19 protein-coding genes and 1 tRNA gene are annotated in these 23,644 nt (G+C 69.5%); 6 read left to right on the forward strand and 14 right to left on the reverse strand.

The window, feature by feature from the left end:
- The first annotated feature begins 61 nt into the window (after positions 1 to 61).
- The 5 genes from OL599_RS00110 to OL599_RS00130 are packed head-to-tail and all read left to right on the forward strand — an operon-like array spanning position 62 to position 5,463.
- The gene (locus OL599_RS00110) at positions 62 to 2,617 is read left to right on the forward strand and encodes a hybrid sensor histidine kinase/response regulator (RefSeq protein WP_264711553.1); all 2,556 of its coding nucleotides are present in this window, start codon (positions 62 to 64) and stop codon (positions 2,615 to 2,617) included.
- 12 nt (positions 2,618 to 2,629) lie between these two features.
- On the forward strand, positions 2,630 to 3,112 hold the full coding sequence (locus OL599_RS00115) for a chemotaxis protein CheW (RefSeq protein WP_264711554.1): 483 nt from the start codon (positions 2,630 to 2,632) through the stop codon (positions 3,110 to 3,112).
- Between the two features lie 7 nt (positions 3,113 to 3,119).
- Positions 3,120 to 3,500, forward strand: a complete 381-nt coding sequence (locus tag OL599_RS00120) for a response regulator (protein WP_264711555.1) — start codon at positions 3,120 to 3,122, stop codon at positions 3,498 to 3,500.
- 5 nt (positions 3,501 to 3,505) lie between these two features.
- Positions 3,506 to 4,603: a chemotaxis response regulator protein-glutamate methylesterase gene (locus tag OL599_RS00125; protein WP_347403169.1), complete on the forward strand. Its 1,098-nt coding sequence runs from the start codon at positions 3,506 to 3,508 to the stop codon at positions 4,601 to 4,603.
- On the forward strand, positions 4,600 to 5,463 hold the full coding sequence (locus tag OL599_RS00130; RefSeq protein ID WP_264711556.1) for a CheR family methyltransferase: 864 nt from the start codon (positions 4,600 to 4,602) through the stop codon (positions 5,461 to 5,463). Before OL599_RS00125 ends, OL599_RS00130 begins: the two co-directional genes overlap by 4 nt.
- A gap of 16 nt (positions 5,464 to 5,479) precedes the next feature.
- Here OL599_RS00130 and OL599_RS00135 read toward each other — a convergent pair whose 3' ends face one another.
- The 10 genes from OL599_RS00135 to OL599_RS00180 all read right to left on the reverse strand — a co-directional run bounded on the left by OL599_RS00135 (position 5,480) and on the right by OL599_RS00180 (position 18,715).
- A complete protein-coding gene (locus OL599_RS00135) occupies positions 5,480 to 6,604 on the reverse strand; it encodes a DSD1 family PLP-dependent enzyme (RefSeq protein ID WP_264711557.1) in 1,125 nt (374 codons plus the stop codon).
- A 164-nt stretch (positions 6,605 to 6,768) separates the two neighbouring features.
- Positions 6,769 to 7,545, reverse strand: a complete 777-nt coding sequence (locus tag OL599_RS00140; RefSeq protein WP_264711558.1) for a DODA-type extradiol aromatic ring-opening family dioxygenase — start codon at positions 7,543 to 7,545, stop codon at positions 6,769 to 6,771.
- A gap of 207 nt (positions 7,546 to 7,752) precedes the next feature.
- On the reverse strand, positions 7,753 to 10,119 hold the full coding sequence (locus OL599_RS00145; RefSeq protein ID WP_264711559.1) for a YfhO family protein: 2,367 nt from the start codon (positions 10,117 to 10,119) through the stop codon (positions 7,753 to 7,755).
- A gap of 512 nt (positions 10,120 to 10,631) precedes the next feature.
- Complete coding sequence (locus OL599_RS00150; protein ID WP_264711560.1) at positions 10,632 to 12,059, reverse strand: MBOAT family O-acyltransferase; 1,428 nt, start codon at positions 12,057 to 12,059, stop codon at positions 10,632 to 10,634.
- Between the two features lie 9 nt (positions 12,060 to 12,068).
- A complete protein-coding gene (locus OL599_RS00155; protein WP_264711561.1) occupies positions 12,069 to 13,232 on the reverse strand; it encodes a hypothetical protein in 1,164 nt (387 codons plus the stop codon).
- Between the two features lie 75 nt (positions 13,233 to 13,307).
- Complete coding sequence (pgmG, locus tag OL599_RS00160) at positions 13,308 to 14,717, reverse strand: phosphoglucomutase/phosphomannomutase PgmG (protein ID WP_264711562.1); 1,410 nt, start codon at positions 14,715 to 14,717, stop codon at positions 13,308 to 13,310.
- Positions 14,718 to 14,754: 37 nt separating this feature from the next.
- Positions 14,755 to 15,624, reverse strand: coding sequence for a UTP--glucose-1-phosphate uridylyltransferase GalU (gene galU / locus OL599_RS00165; RefSeq protein WP_264711563.1), 870 nt, complete (start codon positions 15,622 to 15,624; stop codon positions 14,755 to 14,757).
- A 146-nt stretch (positions 15,625 to 15,770) separates the two neighbouring features.
- Complete coding sequence (locus OL599_RS00170; protein ID WP_264711564.1) at positions 15,771 to 16,208, reverse strand: DnaJ domain-containing protein; 438 nt, start codon at positions 16,206 to 16,208, stop codon at positions 15,771 to 15,773.
- Positions 16,205 to 18,541: an NADP-dependent malic enzyme gene (locus OL599_RS00175; protein ID WP_264711565.1), complete on the reverse strand. Its 2,337-nt coding sequence runs from the start codon at positions 18,539 to 18,541 to the stop codon at positions 16,205 to 16,207. Before OL599_RS00175 ends, OL599_RS00170 begins: the two co-directional genes overlap by 4 nt.
- 91 nt (positions 18,542 to 18,632) lie before the next feature.
- Positions 18,633 to 18,715: transfer RNA gene (locus OL599_RS00180), tRNA-Leu, on the reverse strand.
- A 63-nt stretch (positions 18,716 to 18,778) separates the two neighbouring features.
- Between OL599_RS00180 and lipB the strand changes: the two genes are divergently transcribed.
- Complete coding sequence (gene lipB, locus OL599_RS00185; RefSeq protein WP_456306669.1) at positions 18,779 to 19,447, forward strand: lipoyl(octanoyl) transferase LipB; 669 nt, start codon at positions 18,779 to 18,781, stop codon at positions 19,445 to 19,447.
- A 24-nt stretch (positions 19,448 to 19,471) separates the two neighbouring features.
- Here the strand turns inward: lipB and OL599_RS00190 are convergent, their stop codons facing one another.
- From OL599_RS00190 to OL599_RS00205, 4 genes are read right to left on the reverse strand one after another with little or no spacing between them, the layout of a single operon-like run.
- Positions 19,472 to 19,987 (reverse strand): DedA family protein, encoded by a 516-nt coding sequence (locus tag OL599_RS00190; protein WP_264711567.1) that lies wholly within the window; start codon positions 19,985 to 19,987, stop codon positions 19,472 to 19,474.
- Between the two features lie 6 nt (positions 19,988 to 19,993).
- Positions 19,994 to 20,269: an acylphosphatase gene (locus tag OL599_RS00195; RefSeq protein ID WP_264711568.1), complete on the reverse strand. Its 276-nt coding sequence runs from the start codon at positions 20,267 to 20,269 to the stop codon at positions 19,994 to 19,996.
- Complete coding sequence (locus OL599_RS00200) at positions 20,266 to 20,994, reverse strand: ATP12 family chaperone protein (RefSeq protein ID WP_264711569.1); 729 nt, start codon at positions 20,992 to 20,994, stop codon at positions 20,266 to 20,268. Before OL599_RS00200 ends, OL599_RS00195 begins: the two co-directional genes overlap by 4 nt.
- A 25-nt stretch (positions 20,995 to 21,019) precedes the next feature.
- On the reverse strand, positions 21,020 to 23,563 hold the full coding sequence (locus OL599_RS00205; RefSeq protein WP_264711570.1) for an AsmA family protein: 2,544 nt from the start codon (positions 23,561 to 23,563) through the stop codon (positions 21,020 to 21,022).
- Positions 23,564 to 23,644 lie beyond the last annotated feature (81 nt).

Raw genomic sequence — 23,644 nt, forward strand, 5'->3', positions numbered from 1 at the left:
CCCTCGCCCGCACATTTCCGCTCTCGCCGCGCGCTGACCGCCGGCGGGACGGAGGGGGCCGATGGACGACCTGCTGGCTGATTTCCTGACCGAGACGAGCGAGAGTCTGGCGGAGCTGGACGTCGCGCTGGTGAAGCTGGAGCGTGCGCCCGACGACAGCGAGACGCTGTCGCTGATCTTCCGCCTCGTACACACGATCAAGGGGACCTGCGGCTTCCTGGGGTTGCCGCGGCTGGAACGGGTGGCGCACGCCGCCGAGAACGTGCTGGGGCGGGTGCGCGACAAGGTGCTGCCGGTCACGCCCGACCTGGTCAGCACCGTGCTGGCGGCACTCGACCGCATCAAGGACATCGTGGCCGGACTTGCCGCCACCGAGACCGAGCCGGCCGGCGACGACGCCACCCTGATTGCCGCACTCGACGCCGTCGCCGAGGGCCGCGCGGCGGGCGCGGCGGCGGCCGGGATCGTCGCCCAGCCGCCGGAGGCCGCGCCCGAGCCTGCGGCCGAGGCCGCGGTCGCGGGGCAGACGATCCGTGTCGGCGTCGACGTGCTGGAGGACCTCATGACCCTGGTCAGCGAGCTGGTGCTGACCCGCAACCAGCTGCTGCAGCTGGCGCGCAGCCAGGAGAACGCGTCGTTCGCGGTGCCGCTGCAGCGCCTGTCGCACATCACCTCCGACCTGCAGGAGGGCGTGATGAAGACGCGCATGCAGCCGATCGGCAATGCCTGGAACAAGCTGCCGCGGCTGGTGCGCGACCTGGCGCGCGACCTCGACAAGCGGATCGAGCTGGTCATGCTCGGCGCCGAGACCGAGCTGGACCGGCAGGTGCTGGAGCTGATCAAGGATCCGCTGACGCACATGGTCCGCAACTCCGGCGACCACGGGCTGGAGGCGCCGGCCGAGCGGCACGCCGCCGGCAAGCCGGAAACGGGGCATATCAGCCTGAACGCCTTCCATGAAGGCGGGCACATCATCATCGAGATCGCCGATGACGGCCGTGGCCTGCCGGTGGACCGGATCCGCGCCAAGGTGGTGGCCAAGGGCCTGGCAACCGAGGCCGAGCTGGCGGGGATGAGCGACATGCAGATCCAGCGCTTCATCTTCCGCCCCGGCTTCTCCACCGCCGCCGCCGTCACCGCCGTGTCCGGCCGCGGCGTGGGCATGGATGTGGTGAAGACGAATATCGAGCGGATCGGCGGCACGATCGATCTCAAGAGCGTGCCCGGGCACGGCACCACCTTCACCATCAAGATCCCGTTGACGCTGGCGATCGTCTCGGCGTTGATCGTCGAAGCCGGCGGCGAGCGTTTCGCGATTCCACAGATCAGCGTGGTGGAGCTGGTGCGCGCCGGCGGCGCGAGGCAGGGGCAAGGCGATGGCGCCGAGCCGATGATCGAGCGTATCGACGGCACGCCGGTGCTGCGCCTGCGCGACCGGCTGCTGCCGCTGGTGAACCTGAACGATCTGCTGCAGCTCGGCGGCGGGACGGAGTCGGCGCAGGACGGCAGCGTGCACATCGTGGTGGCACAGGTCGGCGCCAGCACGCTGGGCATCATCGTCGATCGCGTGTTCGACACCGAGGAGATCGTGGTCAAGCCGGTGGCCCCGATTCTGCGCCACATCACGATGTTCAGCGGCAACACGATCCTGGGCGATGGCTCGGTGATCATGATCCTGGACCCGAACGGCATTGCACGGGCCACCGGAATCGCCGGCGGCAGCGAGGCGCGCACGGCGGAAGCGCGCGAAGCCGGACGGGACGCGGCCGGCATGGCGACGGCCAGCCACACCGCCATGCTGCTGTTCCGCGCCGGCGGGGCGGAACCGAGGGCGGTGCCGCTGGGCCTGGTCGCGCGGCTGGAGGACATCCCGCAGGAGCGGATCGAGTTCTCGGCGGGGCAGCCGGTGACGCAGTACCGCGGCCGGCTGATGCCCCTGGTGCCCATGGCGGGCGCGTTGGACATGGACAAGTCGCGCCAGTCGGTTCTGGTGTTCACCGACGTCGATCGCGCGCTGGGCCGCGACCGCTGCATGGGGCTGGTGGTGGACGAGATCGTCGATGTGGTCGAGGACCAACTGCGCATCGAGCTGACCGGCGACCGCGCGGGCCTGCTCGGCACCGCGGTGATCGCCGGCAATGCCACCGACGTGATCGATATCGGCTATTGGCTGACGCAAGCCTTCCGCGACTGGTTCCGCGGCAACGAGCGCGGCGGGCCGTTGCAGGGCGCGCGCCTGCTGGTCGTGGAGGACAGCGATTTCTTCCGGCAACTGCTGGTCCCTGCCTTGTCCGCCGCGGGCTATGACGTGACCGCCGTCGGCGATGCCGCGCAGGCGCTGCGGCTGCGCGATGCCGGCGTGATGTTCGATGCCGTCGTCTCCGACATCGAGATGCCCGATATGGGCGGGCTGGCCTTTGTGGCCGATCTGCGCGCCGGCGGCGGCTGGGCGCAGTTGCCGGTGGTCGCGCTGACCGGCCATGCCGGCGCGGCAAGGATCGCCGCCGGGCGCGAAGCCGGCTTCACCGACTATGTGCAGAAATTCGAGCGTGACGCGTTGCTGGCAAGCCTGCGGCAGTGCCTGGCCGCGCGCAGCGACGCCCGCCTGGCGGCGTAAGGGGGCGCGGCGATGACAGAGGCGGTTCTGGATCGCGCGGCTGCGGAGACGCAGGCCGCCGCGCAGGAAAAGGTCTTCGTCACCCTGACGGTGGCGGACCAGCTGTGCGGCGTGCCGGTGCTGGGGGTGCGCGACATCCTCGGCGAGCAGGCGATCACACGCATTCCGCTGGCCCCGCACGAGATCGCCGGCAGCCTGAACCTGCGCGGGCGGATCGTCACCGCGGTCGACTTGCGCCGGCGCCTGTGCCTGCCGCCGCCCGCGCAGGGAGCGCCGCGCATGTCCGTGGTCGTCGAGCAGGGCGGCGAGTTGTACGCGTTTCTGGTCGATCAGGTCAGCGAGGTCATGAGCCTGCCGGCCAGCGCCTTCGAGCGCAATCCGCCGACGCTGCCGCAATCCTGGGCCGCCTATAGCGATGGCATCTACCGCCTGCAGGGGCGCCTGCTGGTGGTGCTCGATGTCGGCCGCCTGCTGGCGTTGTCGCAGGACGGGTGACACGGCGATGACCGCCCGCTCCGCACGACTCTGCCTGGTGGTGGACGACAGCCGCGTGGTGCGCAAGGTCGCGCGGCGGATCCTGGAGGCGCATGGCTTCGCGGTCGAAGAAGCGGAGGACGGGCGCGCGGCGCTGGACGCGTGCCGTCGCCGGCTGCCCGGCTGCGTGCTGCTGGACTGGAACATGCCGGTCATGAACGGCATCGAATTCCTCAAGGCGCTGCGCCAGGAATTCGGGCCCGACCGCCCGCCGGTGCTGTTCTGCACCACCGAGAACGACATCAGCTTCATCGAGCAGGCGATCGAGAGCGGCGCCCAGGAATACATCATGAAGCCGTTCGACGCGGACATCCTGGTGGGCAAGTTCGCGCAGGTAGGCCTGCTGTGACGCTGGTGGCCGCACCCGCCGCCGCCCCGGTCCGAAGCCTTTCTGGCATCGGCGGCACGGACAGCGCGCGGGTGATGATCTGCGACGATTCCGCGGTGATCCGCGGCGCCGTCGCGCGCATGCTGGAGGCCGATCCGCAGGTGCGCGTGGTGGCGCGCGTGGCCAATGGGCGGCAGGCGATCGAGGAAGTCCGGCGCGCGCCCGGCCAGGTCGACGTCGTCGTGCTGGACATCGAGATGCCGGTGCTGGACGGGATGGCGGCGCTGCCGGTGCTGCTGCGCGCGGATCCCGGGCTGCGCGTGATCATGGCCAGCACGCTGACCACGCGCGGCGCGGATATCGCCATGCACGCGTTGCGGCTGGGCGCGGCCGACTACGTGCCCAAGCCCGCCGTCGCGGCGATTGCCGACGACAGCTTCCGCCGCGAGCTGTTGGCGAAGGTGAAGGGGTTGGCACGGCTGCGCCGCAACGTCGCCAGGCCGGGCCTCGCCCCGCCGGCCCTGCGGCCGGCGGGGCGGCAGGCGCCGCTGCTGCTGGCGGTGGGCAGTTCCACCGGCGGCCCGCAAGCGCTGTTCACGCTGGTCCGGGGCCTGGGCGCGCGGCTGCCGGTTCCCGTGGTGCTGACCCAGCACATGCCCGCCACCTTCACCCCGATCCTGGCCGAGCACCTGACGCGACTGGGCGGAATGCCCTGCGCCGAGGCGCGCGACGGGGAATGGCTGGAACCCGGCAAGATCGTGCTGGCCCCGGGTGACCGGCATCTGCTGGTCGAAGGCACCGCCGGGGCGCTGCGGGCACGGCTGAGCAGCGATCCGCCCGAGAACTACTGCCGTCCCGCCGTCGATCCGATGCTGCGCAGCGCCGCCACCGCCTGCGGCGGGCGCGTGCTGATGGTGATGCTGACGGGCATGGGGCATGACGGGCTGGCCGGCACACGCCAGCTGGTCGCCGCCGGCGGCACGGCGGTGGCGCAGGACGAGGCGACCAGCGTGGTCTGGGGAATGCCTGGCGCCATTGCCCAGGCCGGGCTGTGCCACCAGGTCCTGCCGTTGCCGGACATCGCGCCGAAGGTGCTGGATATCCTGCGGCCCGCACGCGCATGAGGCCGCATTCCTTCGAGACGCTGGCGGCCCTGCTGCGCGCCGGCTCCGGCCTGGCGATCGGGCCGGACAAGGAATACCTGCTGGAGACGCGGCTGGCGGGAATCCTCAGGCAGCACCGGTTGCGTGACCTGGACGCGCTGGCCGACCGCCTGCGCGCGGGCGACGCGGCCGCGCTGGCGCGCCAGGTAATCGAGGCGATGACCACGAACGAGAGCTTCTTCTTCCGCGACGACAAGCCGTTCGTGCATTTCCGCACACAGGCGCTGCCGAGGCTGCTGGCCAGGCGGACGGCGGCGACGCGGCTGCGCATCTGGTCGGCGGCGGCAAGCTCCGGCCAGGAAGCCTATTCGCTGGCGATGATCGTGGCGGAATGCCGGGCGCAGATGAACGGCCGGGACGTGGAGATCCTCGGCACCGACATCGCGCGCGAGCAGCTGGCGCGCGCCCAGGCGGGCGCCTACACGCAGTTCGAGGTGCAGCGCGGCCTGCCGGTGCAGATGCTGGTGAAATACTTCAGGCGGGAAGGGATGAACTGGCGGATCGCCGAAGCCATTCGCGCGATGGCGCAGTTCCGGGAGTGGAACCTGCTGTCCGACCTGCGCCCGCTGGGCCGGTTCGACGTGGTGTTCTGCCGCAACGTGCTGATCTATTTCGACCGGCCCACCAGGGCGCGCGTGCTGGAGGCGATCGCCCGGCAGATGCCGGCGGACGGCCTGCTGTATCTCGGCGGCGCCGAGACCGTGCTGGGCATCACCGGACGCTTCGCCGCCGTGCCCGGCCAGCTTTGCGTGTACGAGCTGGCCGAGGCCGCGCCCGCCGCCGTTGAACCGGCCGGCGTGGCGCTGGCGGTGGGCGGCTGAAGGCCGCGCGGGACGATCAGTAAAAGCCACCGCGTGCGGCGATGGGCCACAGGCATTCCACGCGGCCGTTGCGCACGCCGACATACCAGTCGAACCGGTCCACCGTCGGGTCGCAATGGCCTGGCACCAGGCGCAGCTTCTCGCCGACCTTTGGCGCCTCGGCCTCGGACGGCACTTCCAGCTTGCCGTGCTCGTCGCTGGCGCCGACATAGCGGATGTCCGGGCGCTGCCAGACCAACGGCATGCCGCTGTCGATGGCCACCGCCTTGTGCCCGGCATCCAGCACCGCGATGCCAGGGCGGACGGCGCTGATCACGGTGGACAGCACGAACAGCGCATGGCGGAACATGGCGACCGGCTTGCCGGAGGCGCCGAGGTTGCGGGCGTAGTCGGCGTCCATGAAGCAATAGCTGCCGGCCTGGATCTCCGTGTAGACGCCCGAACCGGCCTCCAGCTCGAAGGTGCCGGTGCCGGCGCCGCCGACGATGGGGCAGTCCAGGCCCTGCTGGCGCAGCATCTCGACGGTGCGGCGGGCCGAGTCCGCGGCCGCGCCGATGGCGAAATGTCGCTCCTCCAGCCGGCGCAGATGCTGGGCGCGGCCGTGATAGGCCTGCAGGCCGCCGAAACGAAGATGCGGGCTGGCGGCGATGACATGCGCGAGCGCCACGGCATCGGCGCCGGGCGCCACACCGCACCGGCCCATGCCCACGTCGATCTCCACCAGCACCGACAGGCGGATGCCGGCATCGCGCGCGGCGGCCTCGATGGCCGCCACCTGGCCGGCGTCGTCGGCGCAGACGGCGATGTTGGTGATGCGCGCGAGCGCTGCCAGCCGGGCGAGCTTGTCCGCGCCCACCACCTGGTTGCTGACCAGGATATCGGCCACGCCGCCCCAGGCCAGCGCCTCGGCCTCGGCCACTTTCTGCACGCATTGGCCGACCGCGCCGCGGGCGATCTGCTGATGCGCCACGACAGCCGATTTGTGCGTCTTGGCGTGGGCGCGCAGCTTCGCCCCGGTGCCCGCGAGATGCGCGGTCATGGTGTCGAGATTCGCCTCGAACGCGTCGAGGTCGATCAGCAATGCGGGGGTGTCGACCTCGTCTTCGCGCATGCCCGGGCGGGCGGGCGGCGTTTGCAGCATGGAGCGGTTCCTTCAGGATCAGGGGCGGCGCGTTCCGCCCGGAGCGATCCAGGCGCGGGCCGCAGTCTTGCCGCGCTCGGTGCGTACCGCAACCCGCACCGGGCGATACGCCTCGCCTTCATGGACGTTGAGCCGCGCCAAGGTCCCCTCGAGGAACAGCCGCCTCAGGCGAATGCGTAGGCGTCCATGCGCAGCACGCCGTAATTGGCGCTCTTGTGGATGCGCCGCGGCGTCGCCCCCTCCCCGCCCGCGCCCATGGCCACGAACAGCGGCAGCAGATGCTCCTCCGTGGGGTGCTCGTCGGCGGCGTGGGGCGCCTTGTTGCGGTAGGTCAGCAGGTCGCTGCGGCGACCTTCGGCCAGGGCCTCGTCCATCCAGTCCGAGAAGGCCACTACGTCGGGCGCTTCCGGCGTATCGATCCCCTGGCCGCGGAAGCGGCGCAGGTCGTGGGTGAAGCTGCCGGAGCCGATCACCAGCACCCCCTCGGCCCGCAGCGGCGCCAGGGCCTGGCCGAGCTGCAGGTGGTGCGCCGGGCCGAGATGGCTCTGCACGGACACCTGCAGCACGGGGATGTCGGCGTCCGGGTAGGCCAGCAGCAGCGGCACCCAGGCGCCGTGGTCGAGGCCGCGGCTGCGATCGACCTCGCTGGCCAGCCCCGCCGCACCGAGCAGGTCGCTGACGCGCTCGGCCAGCGCGGGGTCGCCGGGCGCGGGGTAGCTGAGCTCATACAACGCGCGCGGGAAGCCGAAGAAGTCGTGGATCGTGTCGTTGCGGGCGACGGCGTTCACCGTGGGCCGCTCCGTCTCCCAGTGCGCGGAGGCGACCAGGATCGCCTTCGGGCGCGGAAGGGTGCCGCCGAGCCCGGCCAGGAAATCGCGCGCGGGCGTCTCGACCAGCGGCAGCATGGGGGAGCCATGGCTGATGAACAGGCTCGGCAGCATTGTCGTTTCCTCCTTCAGGCGGTGGCGAGGGTGCGCCGGGGCCGTTTCAGTATATAGGCCGCGTCGCCGATCGGGGACTGCACGAATAGGGCAGCACTCCAGACGGCCGGATACTCCCATCCGCCGGCCTTGCACGCGTGATCCGCCATCCGGCCAACTGTCGGGTTCAGCGACGGAAGCCTGTCCGCACAATCCTGCTCAGGGACATCATTGCGTCGGTGGAAGAGAGGCGCGTGCTCGGGCCGATCGTCTGCCCATCAGGGAGAATACCAGGAGCATCACCGCCCCCCCCGCCGCCACGACGCTGATCAGGCATCCGATCAGGAGACTGTTCGGCATGTAGTGGAAATCCACCTTGGACGTCCCCGCAGGTACCACCACCGCGCGCAGCAGCCCATCGGCCTTGTAGACCGGCACATCCTCGCCATTCACGCGCGCCCGCCAGCCCGGATAGGACAGTTCGCTGACGGTCAGGATCGCCGGACGATCCGATGTCACCTGCAGTTCCATCCGGTTCGGCCGATAGCGCAGCCAGCTGACCTGGCCGGAAGCGGGCGGACCGGCCGGATCGACGGCCGCTGTGGCGCCATCAGGCGCCCGGTCCAGGATCACCGTGCTGGACAGGTCGAAGCCCGGTTTCAACAGCCGGCGAAACTCGGGCAGCAGTTCTAGCGCCACCCCCCTGGAAGCCGGGGCGGGCTTCACGACTTCGTAACGGGTGGTGAGCCATGCATGCCCCATCCCCTTGCCGTAACGGAACAGAAACACGTCCGACCGGAACGGCGTATAGGTCGCATCGTCCATCGGGATCGACTCCAGGACCGAAGCGGCGGCGGGGTCGAGACCGTAATTGGCTGCCACGGCAGATACACCGGACGGATCTGTGGCGATCGTTCTTACATCGAGAAGAACCAGCATCTGCTCGAATTCACGTGCCTTCAGGAACGCCTGAAACGGCGCCTTCAGCACAGGATTGTTGTAGCCGAACACATCGTAGAAACCCGCCAGCGCGGCGATGCTGGGGTTCCAGACCGGGCCGGTTGGGGGCTCTCCGCTGCGGAAGTACATCACGCGCTGCGGGTCGTCCCCAGGTGGTGCAAGGCGCTCCAGCGGCCGACTTCCTGCCAGGCTTTCGGCGAAGCCGAGTTTGGCCATGCTGGCGACGTTCAACGCGACCGGGTTGCTGATGGACAAGAAGTTCCAGGCGACCAGGCCGCAGAAGATCGTGGCCAGGGCGTTCGCGGCGAAGGTTCCACGGATCAGGCTGAAGCAGAGCATCCAGGCCGCAGCCACGCCCAGGAAGACGGCACCGTTCGAGTCCAGCATCGAGGAGCCTTCGATGGCCCATGCAAGGCCGGAGAGAGCCGCGAGGCAGGCAATTGCGGCGCCAGCGGTTCGCAGCGCGTCGGCGCGGCTGATCTGCCGCCGCACCACCTGGTCGATGCCATAGGCGGCCAGCAGACTGGCGGCGAACAACACGTACGACGCGTAATAAGCGGGCTCCCTGATCATGTTCAAGAGCGGCAGCCAATAGAACAGATACGGGAGCCCGACATCGAACATGTATAAAATCGAAACGACAAGCAGAAAAATCAGGCACAGTGCAAACCTGTTCCGGCTGCGATAGGCCGCGGCGCACCCCAGGGCCGCTGCGCAGAACATGAACGCGCCAATATAGGCGAAGAATGCCGACTCTTCCCTGGACAGGTTATAGATCACGAAGCCGGGAAGCTGCCATATTCCGAAATGGTAATAGGTGAAGGGCCTCAGCCCCATCCGCTGCAGGGTGCCCGCGGCGCCGAAGAGGCCCAGGAAGCGCACGGATGCCGAGGCGTACTCGACGACAGGCAGCAGCGACACGGCGGCCAGACCGATCCCGATGAGGCCGACCGAGCCATAGCGCAGGCCGCGCGGCGCGAGCGAGCGCCAGGTCCAGCCGGCCCACTGCGTATGAAACACGAACAGCAGGCAGATCAGCACAATCAGTTGGATCGCGGGTTGAGCGGGCTGGGCCAGGATGGTCATGCCAAGGCAAAGCCCGGCCAGGCTGATGTCACCCCAGTTCCGCAAGCCACGCTGCTCCGCGCGCACAAGAAACAGCACGGTCAGCGGCCACCACGCGAAGCCGGGCATTGCGTTGGCCCACCCCGCATAGGCCAGCGCATTCGGCGCGATCGCCCATGCCAGGCCTGCCGCCACGGCGCCGGCGCGGTGCCATCCAAGCTGGACCACCAGGGCATACATGGTCATTGCCGACAGCCAGCTGTGGAAGACGATCTGGGCGCCGTAGAGGGTGGGGGAAAAGCCGCCATCCTGGGGCCAGAGCCAGAACAGCCAATGGAAGGGATAGAAAACGCCGTACTGCGGATAGCCGATGGTGGGAAAGCCCGAATTGGTATGCGGGAGCCACAGCGGGAGCTCGCCCGCCCTCAACTGGCTCGCAACGTAATGCTCGAAGGGGTAGCTCATGTACTTGCCGTCGACGGCGCTCACCAGCCCGTCTGCGTGCAAGAAGAAATCGCGATATAGCAGCGCGACCACAGCAGTCAGGAAGACGACGTCCAGTGTCGTCATCGCGACGCCGCGGAGACGCCCAGGGGCCTTTGTGGCCACGCCTGTCAACGTCCCGGGAATTGCGGCGTCATCCGATCTGGCCATGGGTCATTCTGCGCTGGTGGAGAATGGGGCTTCGTCTCGGTAGGCCGTGGCGTATGTTCCGACATCGCTTCGATACGCATAGATCCGATATCGCGGTGCTGCAACTCCTGCCCATCGTTGGCCTCCAGCAGCACCGCGCCGGTCAGCCGGATGATCCCTCCCGGTCGTCGCCTCCGTCAATCTGGCGAACGTTCCGATAGTGGGTGAGGGCGCCAGGGATCGGGCGGCTCATACCAGCGGCCATGAAGAATGACCGCCGGTACGAGTCGTTATTTTACGCGCCGCCGCCCACCAAGCCCGCGACAGGCACGCGCTTGCGTGCCGCAAGCGGATCGGCGCGCAATACCAACGGCCCTTGACGATGGAAGGGTCATCGTCAAGGGCCGTTGGTATCAGGCGGATCCATGACCGACCGGCAGAGAGAGACGTCAGAACTGGAAATAGATGAACGGCACGGAGATGTCGGTGCGCGAAAACAATTCGAGAACCAGCAAGGCAAGCGCAAAGGCGGAGGACACCTTGAGCATCCCCGCGAACCCCGCCCCTGAGCTGAGCCAGTACTGCAGGCGACGGTCGCGGTCCAGGACGACCCATAGCAGGGTGGCGATGATCAGCGGTAGGAAACGGTCGGGGAGCGACAGGTCGGGGGCGAGGGAGCCCGCGAACAAGTCGCCCAGCACCTTCCAGGTCGTTGCGAAATCGGGCGCCCGGAACGCCACCCAGCCCAGGGTAACGCCGAGGAACGTGACCGCGGTCGCGGCGGCGCGGCCGAGCGCATGCCTGACCGCGCCAACCGGGGGCGGGGCGCCGCGCCATTCGCGCCAGGCCCGGTGCGCGGCCAGCAGGATGCCGTGGTACAGGCCCCATGCCAGGAAGTTCCAGCTGGCGCCGTGCCACAGCCCGCCGAGCCCCATGGTGATCAGCAGGTTCACGTAAACCCGCGCCTTGCCGCGGCGATTGCCGCCGAGCGGGATGTAGAGATAGTCGCGCAGCCAGGTGGACAGCGAAATGTGCCAGCGCCGCCAGAACTCGGCGATGTTGGCAGCGAGATAAGGGCGCTCGAAATTCGGTGGGAATTCATACCCGAGCAATCGGGCACAGCCGCGGGCGATGTCGGTGTAGCCGGCAAAGTCGAAATAGATCTGCATCGAAAAGGCGAGCGTGCCGATCCAGGCGGCGAGGGCGCCGGACTCGCCCACGCCGCCGTTGAAATAGGCGTTGGCGATGACGGCAAAGTTATCGGCGAACACGGTCTTCTTGATCAGGCCCTTGACGATCTGCACCGCACCCCAGCGCAGATCTTCGCCGGAGAGGCGGCGATGGGCAGCCAGCTGCGGGAAGAAATGCCCGGGCCGGATGATCGGGCCGGCGACCAGATGCGGGAAGAACGAGATGAACAGGGCGAAGTCGACGAAATTGCGGCGGGCGGGAACGTTGCCGCGATAGACGTCGACATTGTACGAGATCGCCTCGAACGTGTAGAACGAGATCGCCACCGGCAGCACGACATGCAGCGCCAGCACGCCGGCCGGCAGCGTCGCCAGGCTGGACAGGCTGGCGACGAAGAAGCCGAAATACTTGAAGAAGCCGAGCAGGCCGAGATTGGCCGCGACCGCGAAGGCCAGCAGGGCTTTCGCCCCCCTGCCCGCCTGCAGAGCGCCGCCGATCGCCAGCCCGGTGAAGAAGTTGAACACCACGCAGGCGGCCAGCAGCAGCATCAGCCTGGTGTCCCACATGCCGTAAAAGGCGAAGCTGGCGACGACCAGGATGGCGCGGGCGCCACGCGGCGGCGAGACCTGGCAGGCCAGCATCACGGCCGCGAAGAACATCCAGAATTCGAACGAGTTGAACAGCACGGTAGCGCCCTACTTCGCCGGCGGCAGACGCTGCAGCACCGCCTCTGCCAGCTGGCCGGAAAAGAGCACGCGGCCACCGCTGTTCAGATGCAGATAGTCGAAAAAATATTCCGGCCGCTCAAGATCGTCGAACTGCGTTGCCGACAGCAGCGCCAGCCGGCCGCCGGCCTGGAGATCGGCCAGGGTACCGGTTGGTTGTGGGTCCGCGGCTACGAGCGAATGGAGCGGCCCGCGCGGAATGCGGAACACGATCAGCTTCACCCCGGCCTGCGCGCACAACGCCGCGATCCGTCCGTACCAGAGCCGGCGGTACTGCGCCGATCCAGGATTGTCCGGGAAGCGGCCGGCGAAGGCGTGCAGGGTCTTGCCATATTCCGCCAGGCCTGCCGTCTGCAGCGGCAACAAGCCCGCCGGGACGGACAAGGCGCCCGTCGCGTCGTCGGCCCGAAGCCCGGCCAGCGAAGGTGCCCGGCCCGCGTAGGCGCCGAGCCATTCGACACCGTGATCGCGCCACAACTCGACGTTCTGCATGCGCGTCTGCGGGTCGTCCAGCAGGTTCGTGACGTCGGTCTTGTAGAAGGAACCCTCGGTCACAAACGCCTTCATCGCCTCGATCTTCGCGGCCAGCGGGTGGAACGATGCGGGGAAATCGAAAACATCGGCCCAGCCGAGCAATGGATGGACGAACGCAATATCCGTCAGCGCATCCGCCAGGGCCAACGGGTCGTTGTCGTGGTAGGAGGGCGCCATCATCACCACGGCCGCGTAGCGGCGATCCGAGGCGAGGATCTGACGGAGAATATAGAACCAGGCCCGCGGATTGGTTCCGCCCACCGCGGCATTGACGAAGGCCGTCGGCCGGCCCAGGCGCTCCGCGGCGGCGGTGGCAAGCGGCGCGGAGAAGCCTTCCCCGACGCGGGAATCGCCTATGACGAGGACGGCCTGGCGATCCTGCGGCGCGGCGCGTGCATTGGCCAGCGCCAGCCGGACCTGCCCCAGGGCCGACAGCGGCTCGATCCACTGGAAATACCAGCCGCTGCGAAAAATGGCGGCATCGGTCGCGAGGAACACAGCGAGGCCGACGCACAGCCACAGCCCGACCGATCGTCGTCGTATCGGCTGCATGTACCGCACTCCGCCGAGCTCGGGCCAGGTGACCGCCGGCAGCGCCACCGCTTACCCAGAATGGGTGTGGCACGCAATGGCGGGGCCGGGCCGGCGCTGCAATCAGACGCGCCGGCGTTTGGTTCAGTGGCCGGCGTTCTCGCCCGAGAAATCCGGCGCCTCCAGGCCCGAGGCTTCCAGCTGCTCCACCAGCGCCAGCTTCAGCCGCTCCAGCCCGGCCTCCCCGGTCGCCTCTGCCCGCGCCACCAGCACCGCCTGGGTGTTGGAGGCGCGCAGCAGCCACCAGCCGTCGTCAGTCAGCACGCGCACGCCGTCGGTGTCCGACAGCTTCGCGCCGGCGGACTTGAGACGGGCCGCGACTTCCTCGATCACCTCGAACTTGCGGTGGTCGTCGCAGTTGAAGCGCAGCTCCGGCGTGTTGATGACATGCGGCAAGGCGGCGCGTACCGCCGACAGCTTGCCGGGCATGCGCGCGACGATGCCCAGCAGGCGCACCGCGGCGTAGAGCGCGTCGTCGAAGCCGTACCATTTGTCGGCGAAGAACACGTGGCCGGACATCTCGCCGGCCAGCGGGCAGCCGGTCTCGGCCATCTTCGCCTTGATCAGGCTGTGGCCGGTCTTCCACATCAGCGGCGCGCCGCCGGCCTTCGCCACCTCGTCGAACAGCACCTGGCTGGCCTTCACGTCGGCGATGATGGTGGCGCCCGGATGCGCTTTCAGCACGTCGCGCGCCAGCACCACCAGCAACTGGTCGCCGAACATCATGACGCCGGAATCGTCCACCACGCCGATGCGGTCGGCGTCGCCGTCGAAGGCGATGCCCAGGTCGGCGCCGCGCGTGCGCACCTCGGTCACCAGCGCGTCGAGATTCTTCGGCACGGTGGGGTCGGGATGGTGGTTGGGGAAGCGGCCGTCGATATCGGAGAACAGCACGGTGTGGTTGCCCGGCAGTTTCTGCACCAGGCGCTGCAGCACCTCGCCGGCGGCGCCGTTGCCGTTGTCCCAGACGATGTTCAGCGCCCGCGCGCCGCCGTCCCAATCCTGCACGAGGCGGTCGATATAGGCACCGGAGACGTCCACCAGCCGGTCGCTGCCGGCGGCCTTGGCCACCACGTCGCCGGTCGCGGCCATCCGGCCGAGATCGCGGATCTGCGTGCCGAAGAACGGCTTGCCGTTCAGCATCATCTTGAAGCCGTTGTAGTCGGGCGGGTTGTGGCTGCCGGTCAGCATGATGGCGCCGCCGGTCTTCATGGTCGTGGCGGCGTAGTACAGCATCGGCGTCGGGCCGAGGCCGATGCGGATCACCTCCATCCCGCTGTCCTTCAGGCCGGCGACGAGATGCGGCTCCAGCACCGGCGAGGACATGCGGCCGTCGTACCCGACCGCCACGGTGGTGCCGCCGCCGCGCGCCACCACGCTGCCGAAGCAGCGGCCGATGGCGTGGGCGTCGGCCGGGTGCAGGGTGCGGCCGACGATGCCGCGGATGTCGTATTCGCGCAGGACTGTGGGGTCGAAGGCGTGCGTGAAGGCCATGGACTCGCTCATTCGGTGGGAGACGGCGGCACGGGGGTCAGGCGTAGGTCTTCAGGAAGGCGCGCACGGCGGGCGCCATTTCCGGCCGCTTCAGGGCAAAGGCGATCTGCGCCTCCAGGAAGCCGACCTTGTCGCCGCAGTCGAAGCGGCGGCCCTCGTAGCGCAGGCCGTGGAACGGCACCTGGCCGATCAGCTTGGCCATGGCGTCGGTGAGCTGCACCTCGTTGCCGGCGCCGCGCTCCATGCGGCTGAGATACTCGACGACTTTCGGAACCAGCACGTAACGGCCGATGATGGACAGGTTGGACGGCGCGTCCTCGGGCTTCGGCTTCTCGACCAGGCCCTTCACCTCGACCAGCCGGCCGTCGTCCTTGCCGATGTCCAGGATGCCGTAGCGGTTGGTCTGCTCGCGCGGCACCTCGGTCACCGCAACGACGCAGCCGCCGGTCTGGGCATAGGCGTCCGCGAGCTGCTTGGTGCAGGGGGTTTCGGACAGCACGAGATCGTCCGGGAGCAGGATGGCGAACGGGTCGTCGTCGATGAAGGCGCGGGCGCACCAGATGGCGTGGCCAAGGCCCAGCGGCTCCTGCTGACGCACGGTGACGACGGCGCCGGGGGGGAGCTGCGCGTCGCGCAGCATCTTGAGCTCGGCGTCCTTGCCGCGCGCACGCAGCGTCGCTTCCAACTCGTAGGCGATGTCGAAATGCTCGACGATGGCGGTCTTGCCGCGGCCGGTGACCAGGCAGAACTGTTCGATGCCTGCTGCGCGCGCCTCGTCGACCGCGTACTGGATCAGCGGCTTGTCGACGACGGGCAGCATCTCCTTCGCCATCGCCTTGGTGGCTGGCAGGAAGCGGGTGCCCAGGCCGGCGACGGGAAGAACGGCCTTGCGCAGCGGCTTGATCACGATATCGGGTCCTCGCTCACGAAACGTCTCCTTCTTAAGCCAGTTCCCGCAGGCCAAATTGTGGCGGCCGGCGGCCCGGCTTTTCGCCCTTGGTTCCTGCCATGCGTGCGCAGGGCCGACAAGCGCAACTCATTGTCAACGCCGGGTCAGGACAGAAGAATGTCGCGCGCCTGGTTGATGCGCGCGGCCAGCCAGTCCGACCCGCCGCTGTCGGGATGGGCGCCGCGCACCAGGCGGCGATGGGCGGCGCGGATCTCGGCCTCGCTGGCGCCGGGCTTGAGGCCGAGGACCTGGTAGGCTTCGGCGCGGCTCATCGGGCCGGAACGCGGCGCGTCGGGCCGGGGGGTGGAGGGGCTACCGGGTTGGATGACCCAGCTCCAGACCAGCGGGCCCAGCATCACCAGGGCCGCCAGCGCGGTGGCGCCGCGGCCGGTCAGGAACAGCAGCGCCGCCAGCAGCAATCCGCCGATGGCGGCCACCCAGATGCCCATCGACTTCAGCGTGGCGACCTGGGCGCGGGAGAACATGCCCAGCGCGCCCATGAGCACCAGCAGGCTCGCCAGCCCCAGGATGAGTGCGATCATGCGCCCTGGTTCGCAACCTCCACGACCGCGTGCGCCGGCGCCGCCGGTCCGCGATGGGTCAGGCCGGCCATCGCCTGCGCCTCCAGCGCCGCCACCGCGCTGATGTTGACGATGCCGCGCGCGCTCACGCCGGGCACCACCACGTGGATCGGCTTGGACATGCCCATCAGCAACGGCCCGACCGGCAGCCCGTCGGCACCGGCCTTCAGCAGGGTGAAGGCGATGTTCGCGGCGTCGATGCTGGGCATCACCAGCAGGTTGGCGGTGCCGTGCAGGCGGCTGTCGGGCACGGCGCGGTCGCGGATGCTCTCGACCAGGGCGGCGTCGGCATGCATCTCGCCGTCGATCTCGAGGTCCGGCGCGCGATCGCGGATCATCGCCAGCGCCTGGCGCATCTTGCGGGCGCTGGGCGAATTGCTGGCGCCGAAGCTGGAATGCGACAGCAGGGCGGCCTTTGGCGTCAGGCCGAAGCGACGCACGACGTCGGCTGCCAGCAGCGTCATTTCCGTGACCTGCTCCGCCGTGGGGTCGATGTTCATGTGCGTGTCGCAAACGAACAGCGCGCCGGCCGGCAGGATCAGGCAGGACAAGGCGTAGATCCGCGACACGTCCGGCCGCCGCGGGATGATCGGCATGACATAGAGCATGTGCCGCCACCAGTCGCCGCTGCCGCCGCAGATGGCGGCGTCGGCGAGGCCGGCGTGCAGCAGCAGTGCCGCGGACACGCTGGGCCGGTTGCGCACGCGCCGCGCGGCGGCGATCGCCGGCGTGCCGCGGCGGCCCACCAGGCACTGGTAGTCCGGGACCAGCGGGGCGAACACATCGTCATCAGCGGCCGGGTCGAGGATGCGCACGCTTTCGTTGAGGTCGAGGCGCAAGCCCATCTCGCGCACGCGCTGCTCGATCACCGCGCGCCGTCCGAGCAGGATCGGCTCGGCGATGTTGTCGTCGACCAGCGTCTGCACCGCGCGCAGCACCCGCTCATCCTCGCCCTCGGCGTAGACGATGCGGGTGGGCGCGGCCTTGGCCGCCTCGAACACCGGGCGCATGAGCTGGCCGGAGCGGAACACGAACCGCTCCAGATCGCGGCGATAGACGGCGAAATCGGCGATCGGCCGGCGGGCGACGCCGGAATCCATGGCGGCACGCGCCACCGCCGGCGCCACCTGCAGGATCAGGCGCGGGTCGAAGGGCTTGGGGATGATGTAGTCCGGCCCGAACACCGGCGCTGCGCCGCCATAGGCGGCGACGACGACCTCGCTGGCCTCGGCGCGGGCCAGTTCGGCGATGGCCTCGACCGCGGCAAGCTTCATCTGCTCGTTGATCGTGGTCGCACCCACGTCGAGCGCGCCGCGGAAGATGAACGGAAAGCACAACACGTTGTTGCACTGGTTCGGATAGTCGCTGCGGCCGGTGGCGACGATCGCGTCCGGGCGGGCGGCGCGGACGGCCTCGGGCAGGATCTCAGGCTCGGGATTGGCCAGGGCCAGGATCAGCGGCTTCGGCGCGAATTTGTGCAGCCATTCCGCCTTGAGCACGCGCGGCGCGGACAGGCCCATGAAGATGTCGACGCCATCCAGCACCTCGGCCAGCGTGCGCGCGTCGGTGGTGCAGGCGTAGCGGCGCATGCGCTCGTCGAGCCCTTCGCGGCCGGCATGCACCACACCCTTGATGTCGGTCAGCGTGACGTTCCCGGGCTTCAGGCCCATGGCCACCAGAAGATCGACGCAGGCCATGGCGGCCGCCCCGGCGCCGGAGGTGACCAGCTTCACGTCCTCCAGCCGCTTGCCCTGCACCAGCAGGCCATTGCGGATGGCGGCTGCCACGGTGATGGCGGTGCCGTGCTGGTCGTCGTGGAATACCGGGATGTTCATGCGCGCGCGCAGATTCGCCTCGATGGCGAAGCATTCCGGCGCCTTGATGTCCTCCAGGTTGATGGCACCGAAGGTGGGCTCCAGCGCCGCCACGACGTCGCAGAACTTCTCGGGGTCCTGCTGGTCCACCTCGATGTCGAAAACATCGATGCCGGCGAACTTCTTGAACAGGACGGCCTTGCCCTCCATCACCGGCTTGCCGGCGAGCGCGCCGATATTGCCCAGGCCGAGCACGGCGGTGCCGTTGGAGATCACGGCGACGAGGTTGCCGCGGGCGGTGTAGTCATAGGCGGAGTCGGGGTTGGCCGCGATCTCCTCGCAGGCGGCGGCGACACCGGGGGAATAGGCGAGCGAGAGGTCGCGCTGGGTGGCCATGCGCTTGGTTGCCTCGATCGCCAGCTTCCCGGGCCGGGGCAGCCGGTGATAGTCCAAAGCAGCCTTACGGAAATCCTCGTCCATCGCCATCTTCCCTCGCGAACAGCGCGGGCAGGATCGGCGGGTTGTGCGGGCGACGCAACCGCTGCCCGATGCGTGGCGTCAGGAGCGGTTATGCGGTCGAGAAGACTCGAACTTCCACGAGGTTTCCCTCACAAGCACCTCAAGCTTGCGCGTCTACCATTCCGCCACGACCGCATCGCGTAGGGCGCTATCGGCGCCCGGGCGACGGGGGTATAGCGGATGAGTCAAAAGGCATCAATGACCGACATATGCGAGATGACGGCCCCGCTCGAATGGCGTGTGAGCGACGGGCTGACCGCCTATCCCGAAGCCCTGGCCACGATGGCCGCACGGGTCGCCGCGATCCGCGCCGGCACCGCGTCCGAGCTGGTGTGGCTCGTGGAGCATCCGCCGCTCTACACCGCGGGGACGTCGGCGAACCGCGCCGACCTGCAGGACCCCGGGCGGTTTCCAACCTTCGACGCCGGCCGCGGCGGGCAATGGACCTATCATGGCCCCGGCCAGCGCACCGGCTACGTGATGCTGGATTTGACCCGGCCGCACGGCACGGTGCGGCCGCGCGACGTGCGCAGCTTCGTGCATGGGCTGGAGGAGTGGCTGATCCGCACGCTGGACCGGTTCAACGTGCGCGGGGAGCGGCGCGAGGGGCGCGTAGGCATCTGGGTCGCCGACCGCCTGACCGGCACCGAGGCGAAGATCGGCGCGCTGGGCGTGCGGGTGACGCGCTGGGTGAGCTGGCACGGCGTCGCGCTGAACGTGGAGCCGGATCTGAGCCATTTCGGGGGTATCGTCCCCTGCGGCATCCGCGAGCACGGCGTGACCAGCCTGCATGCGCTGGGCATTCCGGTGACCATGGCGGAGGCCGATTCGGCGCTGCGCACGGCGTGGGGCGACGTGTTCGGCTGACCCGGCGCTCCCGGCCGCGGGTCGCTACCGGAACCATCCCCCCAGCAGCGATCCCGGCGCCAGCAGGACCAGCGCCCACAGGAAGGCCGAGAACCAGTTGGCCAGCTGGAACACGCCCCAGGGCATTTCGAAAATACCGCAGAGCAGCGGGATCGTGGCGCGCAGCGGACTGAAGAAGCGGCACAGCACCACGCTCATCGCCCCCCAGCGGCGGAAGAACCGTTCGCCGCGCGGCAGCAGGTCGGGGTGGCGGCTCAACGGCCAGACATGGCGGGCGCGGTCCTTGATGCGGAATCCGATCGCGTAGGACACCCAGTCGCCCAGCCCTGCCCCGAGGCTCACCGCGAGCCAGACCGGCACGAAATCGATGCCGCTGGCGCCGATCAGGGTGCCGATGGCCAACATCACCGTGATGCCCGGCACCACCATCGTCACGAAGGCCAGCGCCTTCAGGAAGGACAGCACGAAGGCAATCGGCACCGCCCATTCGGCATGCGCCTGGACGAAGTCGATCAGGCCGTGGATGAGGCTCTGGAACAAGGCCGGTCAGATCGTCGGCAGGCTGCGAAAGCCGGGGAGTTCCGGCGGCTCGGCGAGTTCCTCGACAATTTCCGTCACCACGGCGAGGCGCGGGCCGAGCCGGCTGGCGCGCAACAACTCGGCCACCGCGTCGTCGTCGCCGGCCACCAGCGCCTCGACCGTGCCGTCCGACCGGTTGCGCACCCAGCCGGACAATCCCAGCGCCTGTGCCTGGTCGGCCATCCAGGCCCGGTAGCCAACGCCCTGGACGCGACCGGAAATGACCAGGCGAAGCGTGCTCATGCCGCCCCGGTGCCGGTATCGGGGCGGGCCAACGCCAGGAACCGGCCGGCCGTGGCGAGGTCCGCGGCGATCCGGCGGCGGCGGTCCCGCGCCTCGTCGTCGGTTCCCCAGAGTTCCTCCTGGAAGGTTTCGTCCAGCGTCGCCAGGGCATGCGCGGCGGCGGGGTCGAGCACCCCTTCCGCCATCGCCAGGCCGAGCACCAGGCTGCCGGTGCCAGGCACGGCAATGCCCAGCGCCGCCAGCGCCCACGCATCCAGCGCCGCAACGGCCTGAGCCAGGGCGGCCAGCGCCTGCGGATCCTGGGGCACGTACATCACGCCGGCGGTCACCCGCAGACGGGCGGCGAAGCGGCTCTCGGCCCAGTCCAGCCAGGGCTGCCAGCCGGCCTGTTGCCGTTGCACGAGCGCCGCGGGCTGTTCGGCGCGGTAACACAGCAGGTCGCTTTCGGCATAGCGGGCCAGTTCCAGCACCACCGGCTCGGGGTCCGGGGCGATGCGTTCCTGCGCGGTGCCGGCCAGCCGGGTCAGCGGCACGTCGGCATACGACATTTCGCCCCCCTTGCCGCCGCCGGCCGCCTGCCATTCCGCCGCCACCGCCTGGGCCAACGCCGGGCTGTCCAGCCGCAGCGGCGCGCCGCCCGGCAGGCGCACGGGCTTGCCGTCGAGCAGCACCTGCCAGCCCGGGCCGTGCGGCGTGATCGAGGCCTGGGTCCAGAATCGCTTCATGTTCTGTCGCACATCATCGGGGAACCTATTGGGCGGGCTTGCGGGCGGCGGGGATCTGCGGCGGCTGGGCGCGTGCCGCTGCCAAAGCGGGGGCGCACGCGTCGCCGCCGTGTTCCCCCAACGCCCCCGCGGCCAAGGCGCCGAGCGAGGGGGGCTTGCCACCACCGAGCAGGCTGGCGGCAAACCCCGCTGCCGCCTGTGCCGCCGACTTCGCCGCCGCCTGGGGAACAGCAGCGGAGTCCATCGCAACTTTCGGATCCCTGAAGCCGCCATCGACCTTCACCGGCACCACGATGGACGGGCCGCCGGTGCGCAGCATCGGCCGCAGCTGCAGGGCCAATGTCTCGTCGCCGAGATGGAGCGTGCCGGCGCCGTTCACCAGCAGCCGGTTGCTGTCCAGCACCCCGGTGGAGAGCGTGGCGACACCCTGTGCGGCATCCAGTCGAACCGCGAGGCAGCGCAGCTTCGTGCGCCCCGTTTCGAGGGCCTCGCCCGCCAGCTTGGCCATGCGCAGCACCTCGCCCAGGGACGAGGCGAACACCGCGTTGTCGACGTCGCCGTCGGTCAGTGCCACGCCCAGCCGGCCGCCGAGCGTCGCCGCCAGGGCGTGCGGCGAGCGTCCCGTCGCCTGCAGGTCGGCTTCGACATCGAGCTTGCCGGAGGCGATGTTGTCCATGCCGAAGGCCACGAGCAGCGGCTTGAGGTCGAGGCCGGGCGCGTGTACGGCCAGGGAAACCGGCGGCGGCGACAGCCGCGATTCCATCCCCAGCCGCAGGTCAATCCGTCCGCCCGGCAGCTCGCCGGTGAGCGGATCAAAGGTCAGCTTGCCGTCTTTCAGCACCATCGTGGCGGCCACGTCGCGATACTGAACGCCGCGAGCGCGCAGTTCCGCGACCGTCGCATGCAGATCCACATCGGCGCTGTCCAGGGCGCCGAGCGGCAGCGGCGTGTCCGGGATCAACGTCGTGCTGCGCCGCGGCAAGGGCGGCGGTGCGGTGACGTCGAGGCGGGCGGTTCCGGTTGAACCGGCAATGCTGCCCGGGAGAGCGTCGGTGCTCGTGGGCACGCCCAGCACGGCGAGCAGGGCGTCGACATCGAGCCGGCCGGCCTTCACCGCGGCTTGCAGTCGCGGCCGGCCCGCCAGTTTCATCGTGACGTCGCCGGTCAGGTCGCCCTGCGGCAGGGTGAGGATGATGCTCTTGACCGCGATCGCGGGTGTGCCGGCCTCGGCGAAGCCTTCAGGGGCATCGGTCACCCGGCCGCTGAAGGCGATCGTGCGCAAGGCCGGCAGCTTCGTGCCGGCCAGCGGCGACAGCACGCTGAGGTCGGGAACGCGGGCGCCGACGGCGACATCCAGCCCCGACCACCGGGTCGGCGCCGCGACCGTGCCGCGGACCGCGAAGGTGGCGCCGCCGGCCTGCAGATTCACGTCGAGGTTGAACGGCTGGCCCGGCTTGGCGCCGGGCATCAGCAACGCCGGCGCGCCGATGGTGCCGTTCAGGCGCAATGGCGCGGCGGCGAAAGTGCCTTCGGCCGTGAGCACCACCGGCTCGGTCATGCGCGGCATCTCGATGCGGGCCGTGTCCAGGGTGAAGCCCGGCGAGATCTTGTCGAGATTGGTGAGCCCGGTCTGCACGGTCACCGAGGAGATGTCCGGATAGGCGCCGCCGGTATCCAGCAGCCTGCCGGTGAAGGTCAGGTTGTGCAGCGGCGGCAGCGGCGTGGAGGCCATCCAGGACAGGTTGCCGAGATCGGGAACGGCGCCGTCGACGCGCAATGAGTAGCCGCGGCCCTCCATCGGGCGCGTCAGCGACCCCGCCACCGTCAGCTTCGCGCCGGAGGTCTCGATGTTGACGAACAGGCCCCATGGCGTCCGTGCCGCCGCGTCCTGCAGCCGTGCGAGCGGCCCGGTCTGGGCCGAGATGTTCAGGCGCTGGCGGCCGAGGCCGATCTCGGCGTTCAGGACCACCGGCGATTCGGCGGTGCTGGCGGTGGCGGAGATTCGCTTCACGTCGAACGTCGTGGCGCGGCCGGTCTGGCCGTCGCGCCAGGTGAGCCGGCCGTCGCGGATATACAGCGTCTGCAGCAGCAGGCGCGGCGCTTCTGCCGGCGCCGCCGCCGGCAGCGGAGCGGGAGACGGCGACGGCGTGGCGGAGGGGTTGGCGGGCGGGTTGACCGGGCGGTCGAAGCGCCAGTTGCCTTCCCCTTGCGCATCCGTCTCCAGCAGGATTTCCGGCCGCAGCAGCACCAGCCGCGCGATCACCAGCCGGCCGGTCAGCAGCGCCCGCGGCTGCAGATTCACCTCCATCTGGTCCAGCCGCATCATCTCCGGCCGCGAACCGCCGGGCATGTTGGCCAGCGTGACGTTCTCGGCGAGCAGCGTCGGCGACAGCGAGGCGGAGACCGAAAGATTGCCGCGGATCCTGAATTCGCGGCCGAGCGCGTGGCTGACCGAGGCCTCGATCTGCGTCTTGTAGGCGTTGGGGTCGATCGTCGCGATCAGCACGCCGACCACCACGATCGGCAGCGCCAGCGCGATCGCCACCCCGATACCGATCCAGATCAGCATGCGGCGATTGACGTGACGCCTGCGGCGCTTTCTCGGCAGCATCATGGTCTTTCCCGTTGCTCCCGCGAGACTAGCGCGGCG

Origin of the sequence: Limobrevibacterium gyesilva, assembly GCF_025989185.1 — a bacterium.
Lineage (GTDB): Bacteria > Pseudomonadota > Alphaproteobacteria > Acetobacterales > Acetobacteraceae > Limobrevibacterium > Limobrevibacterium gyesilva.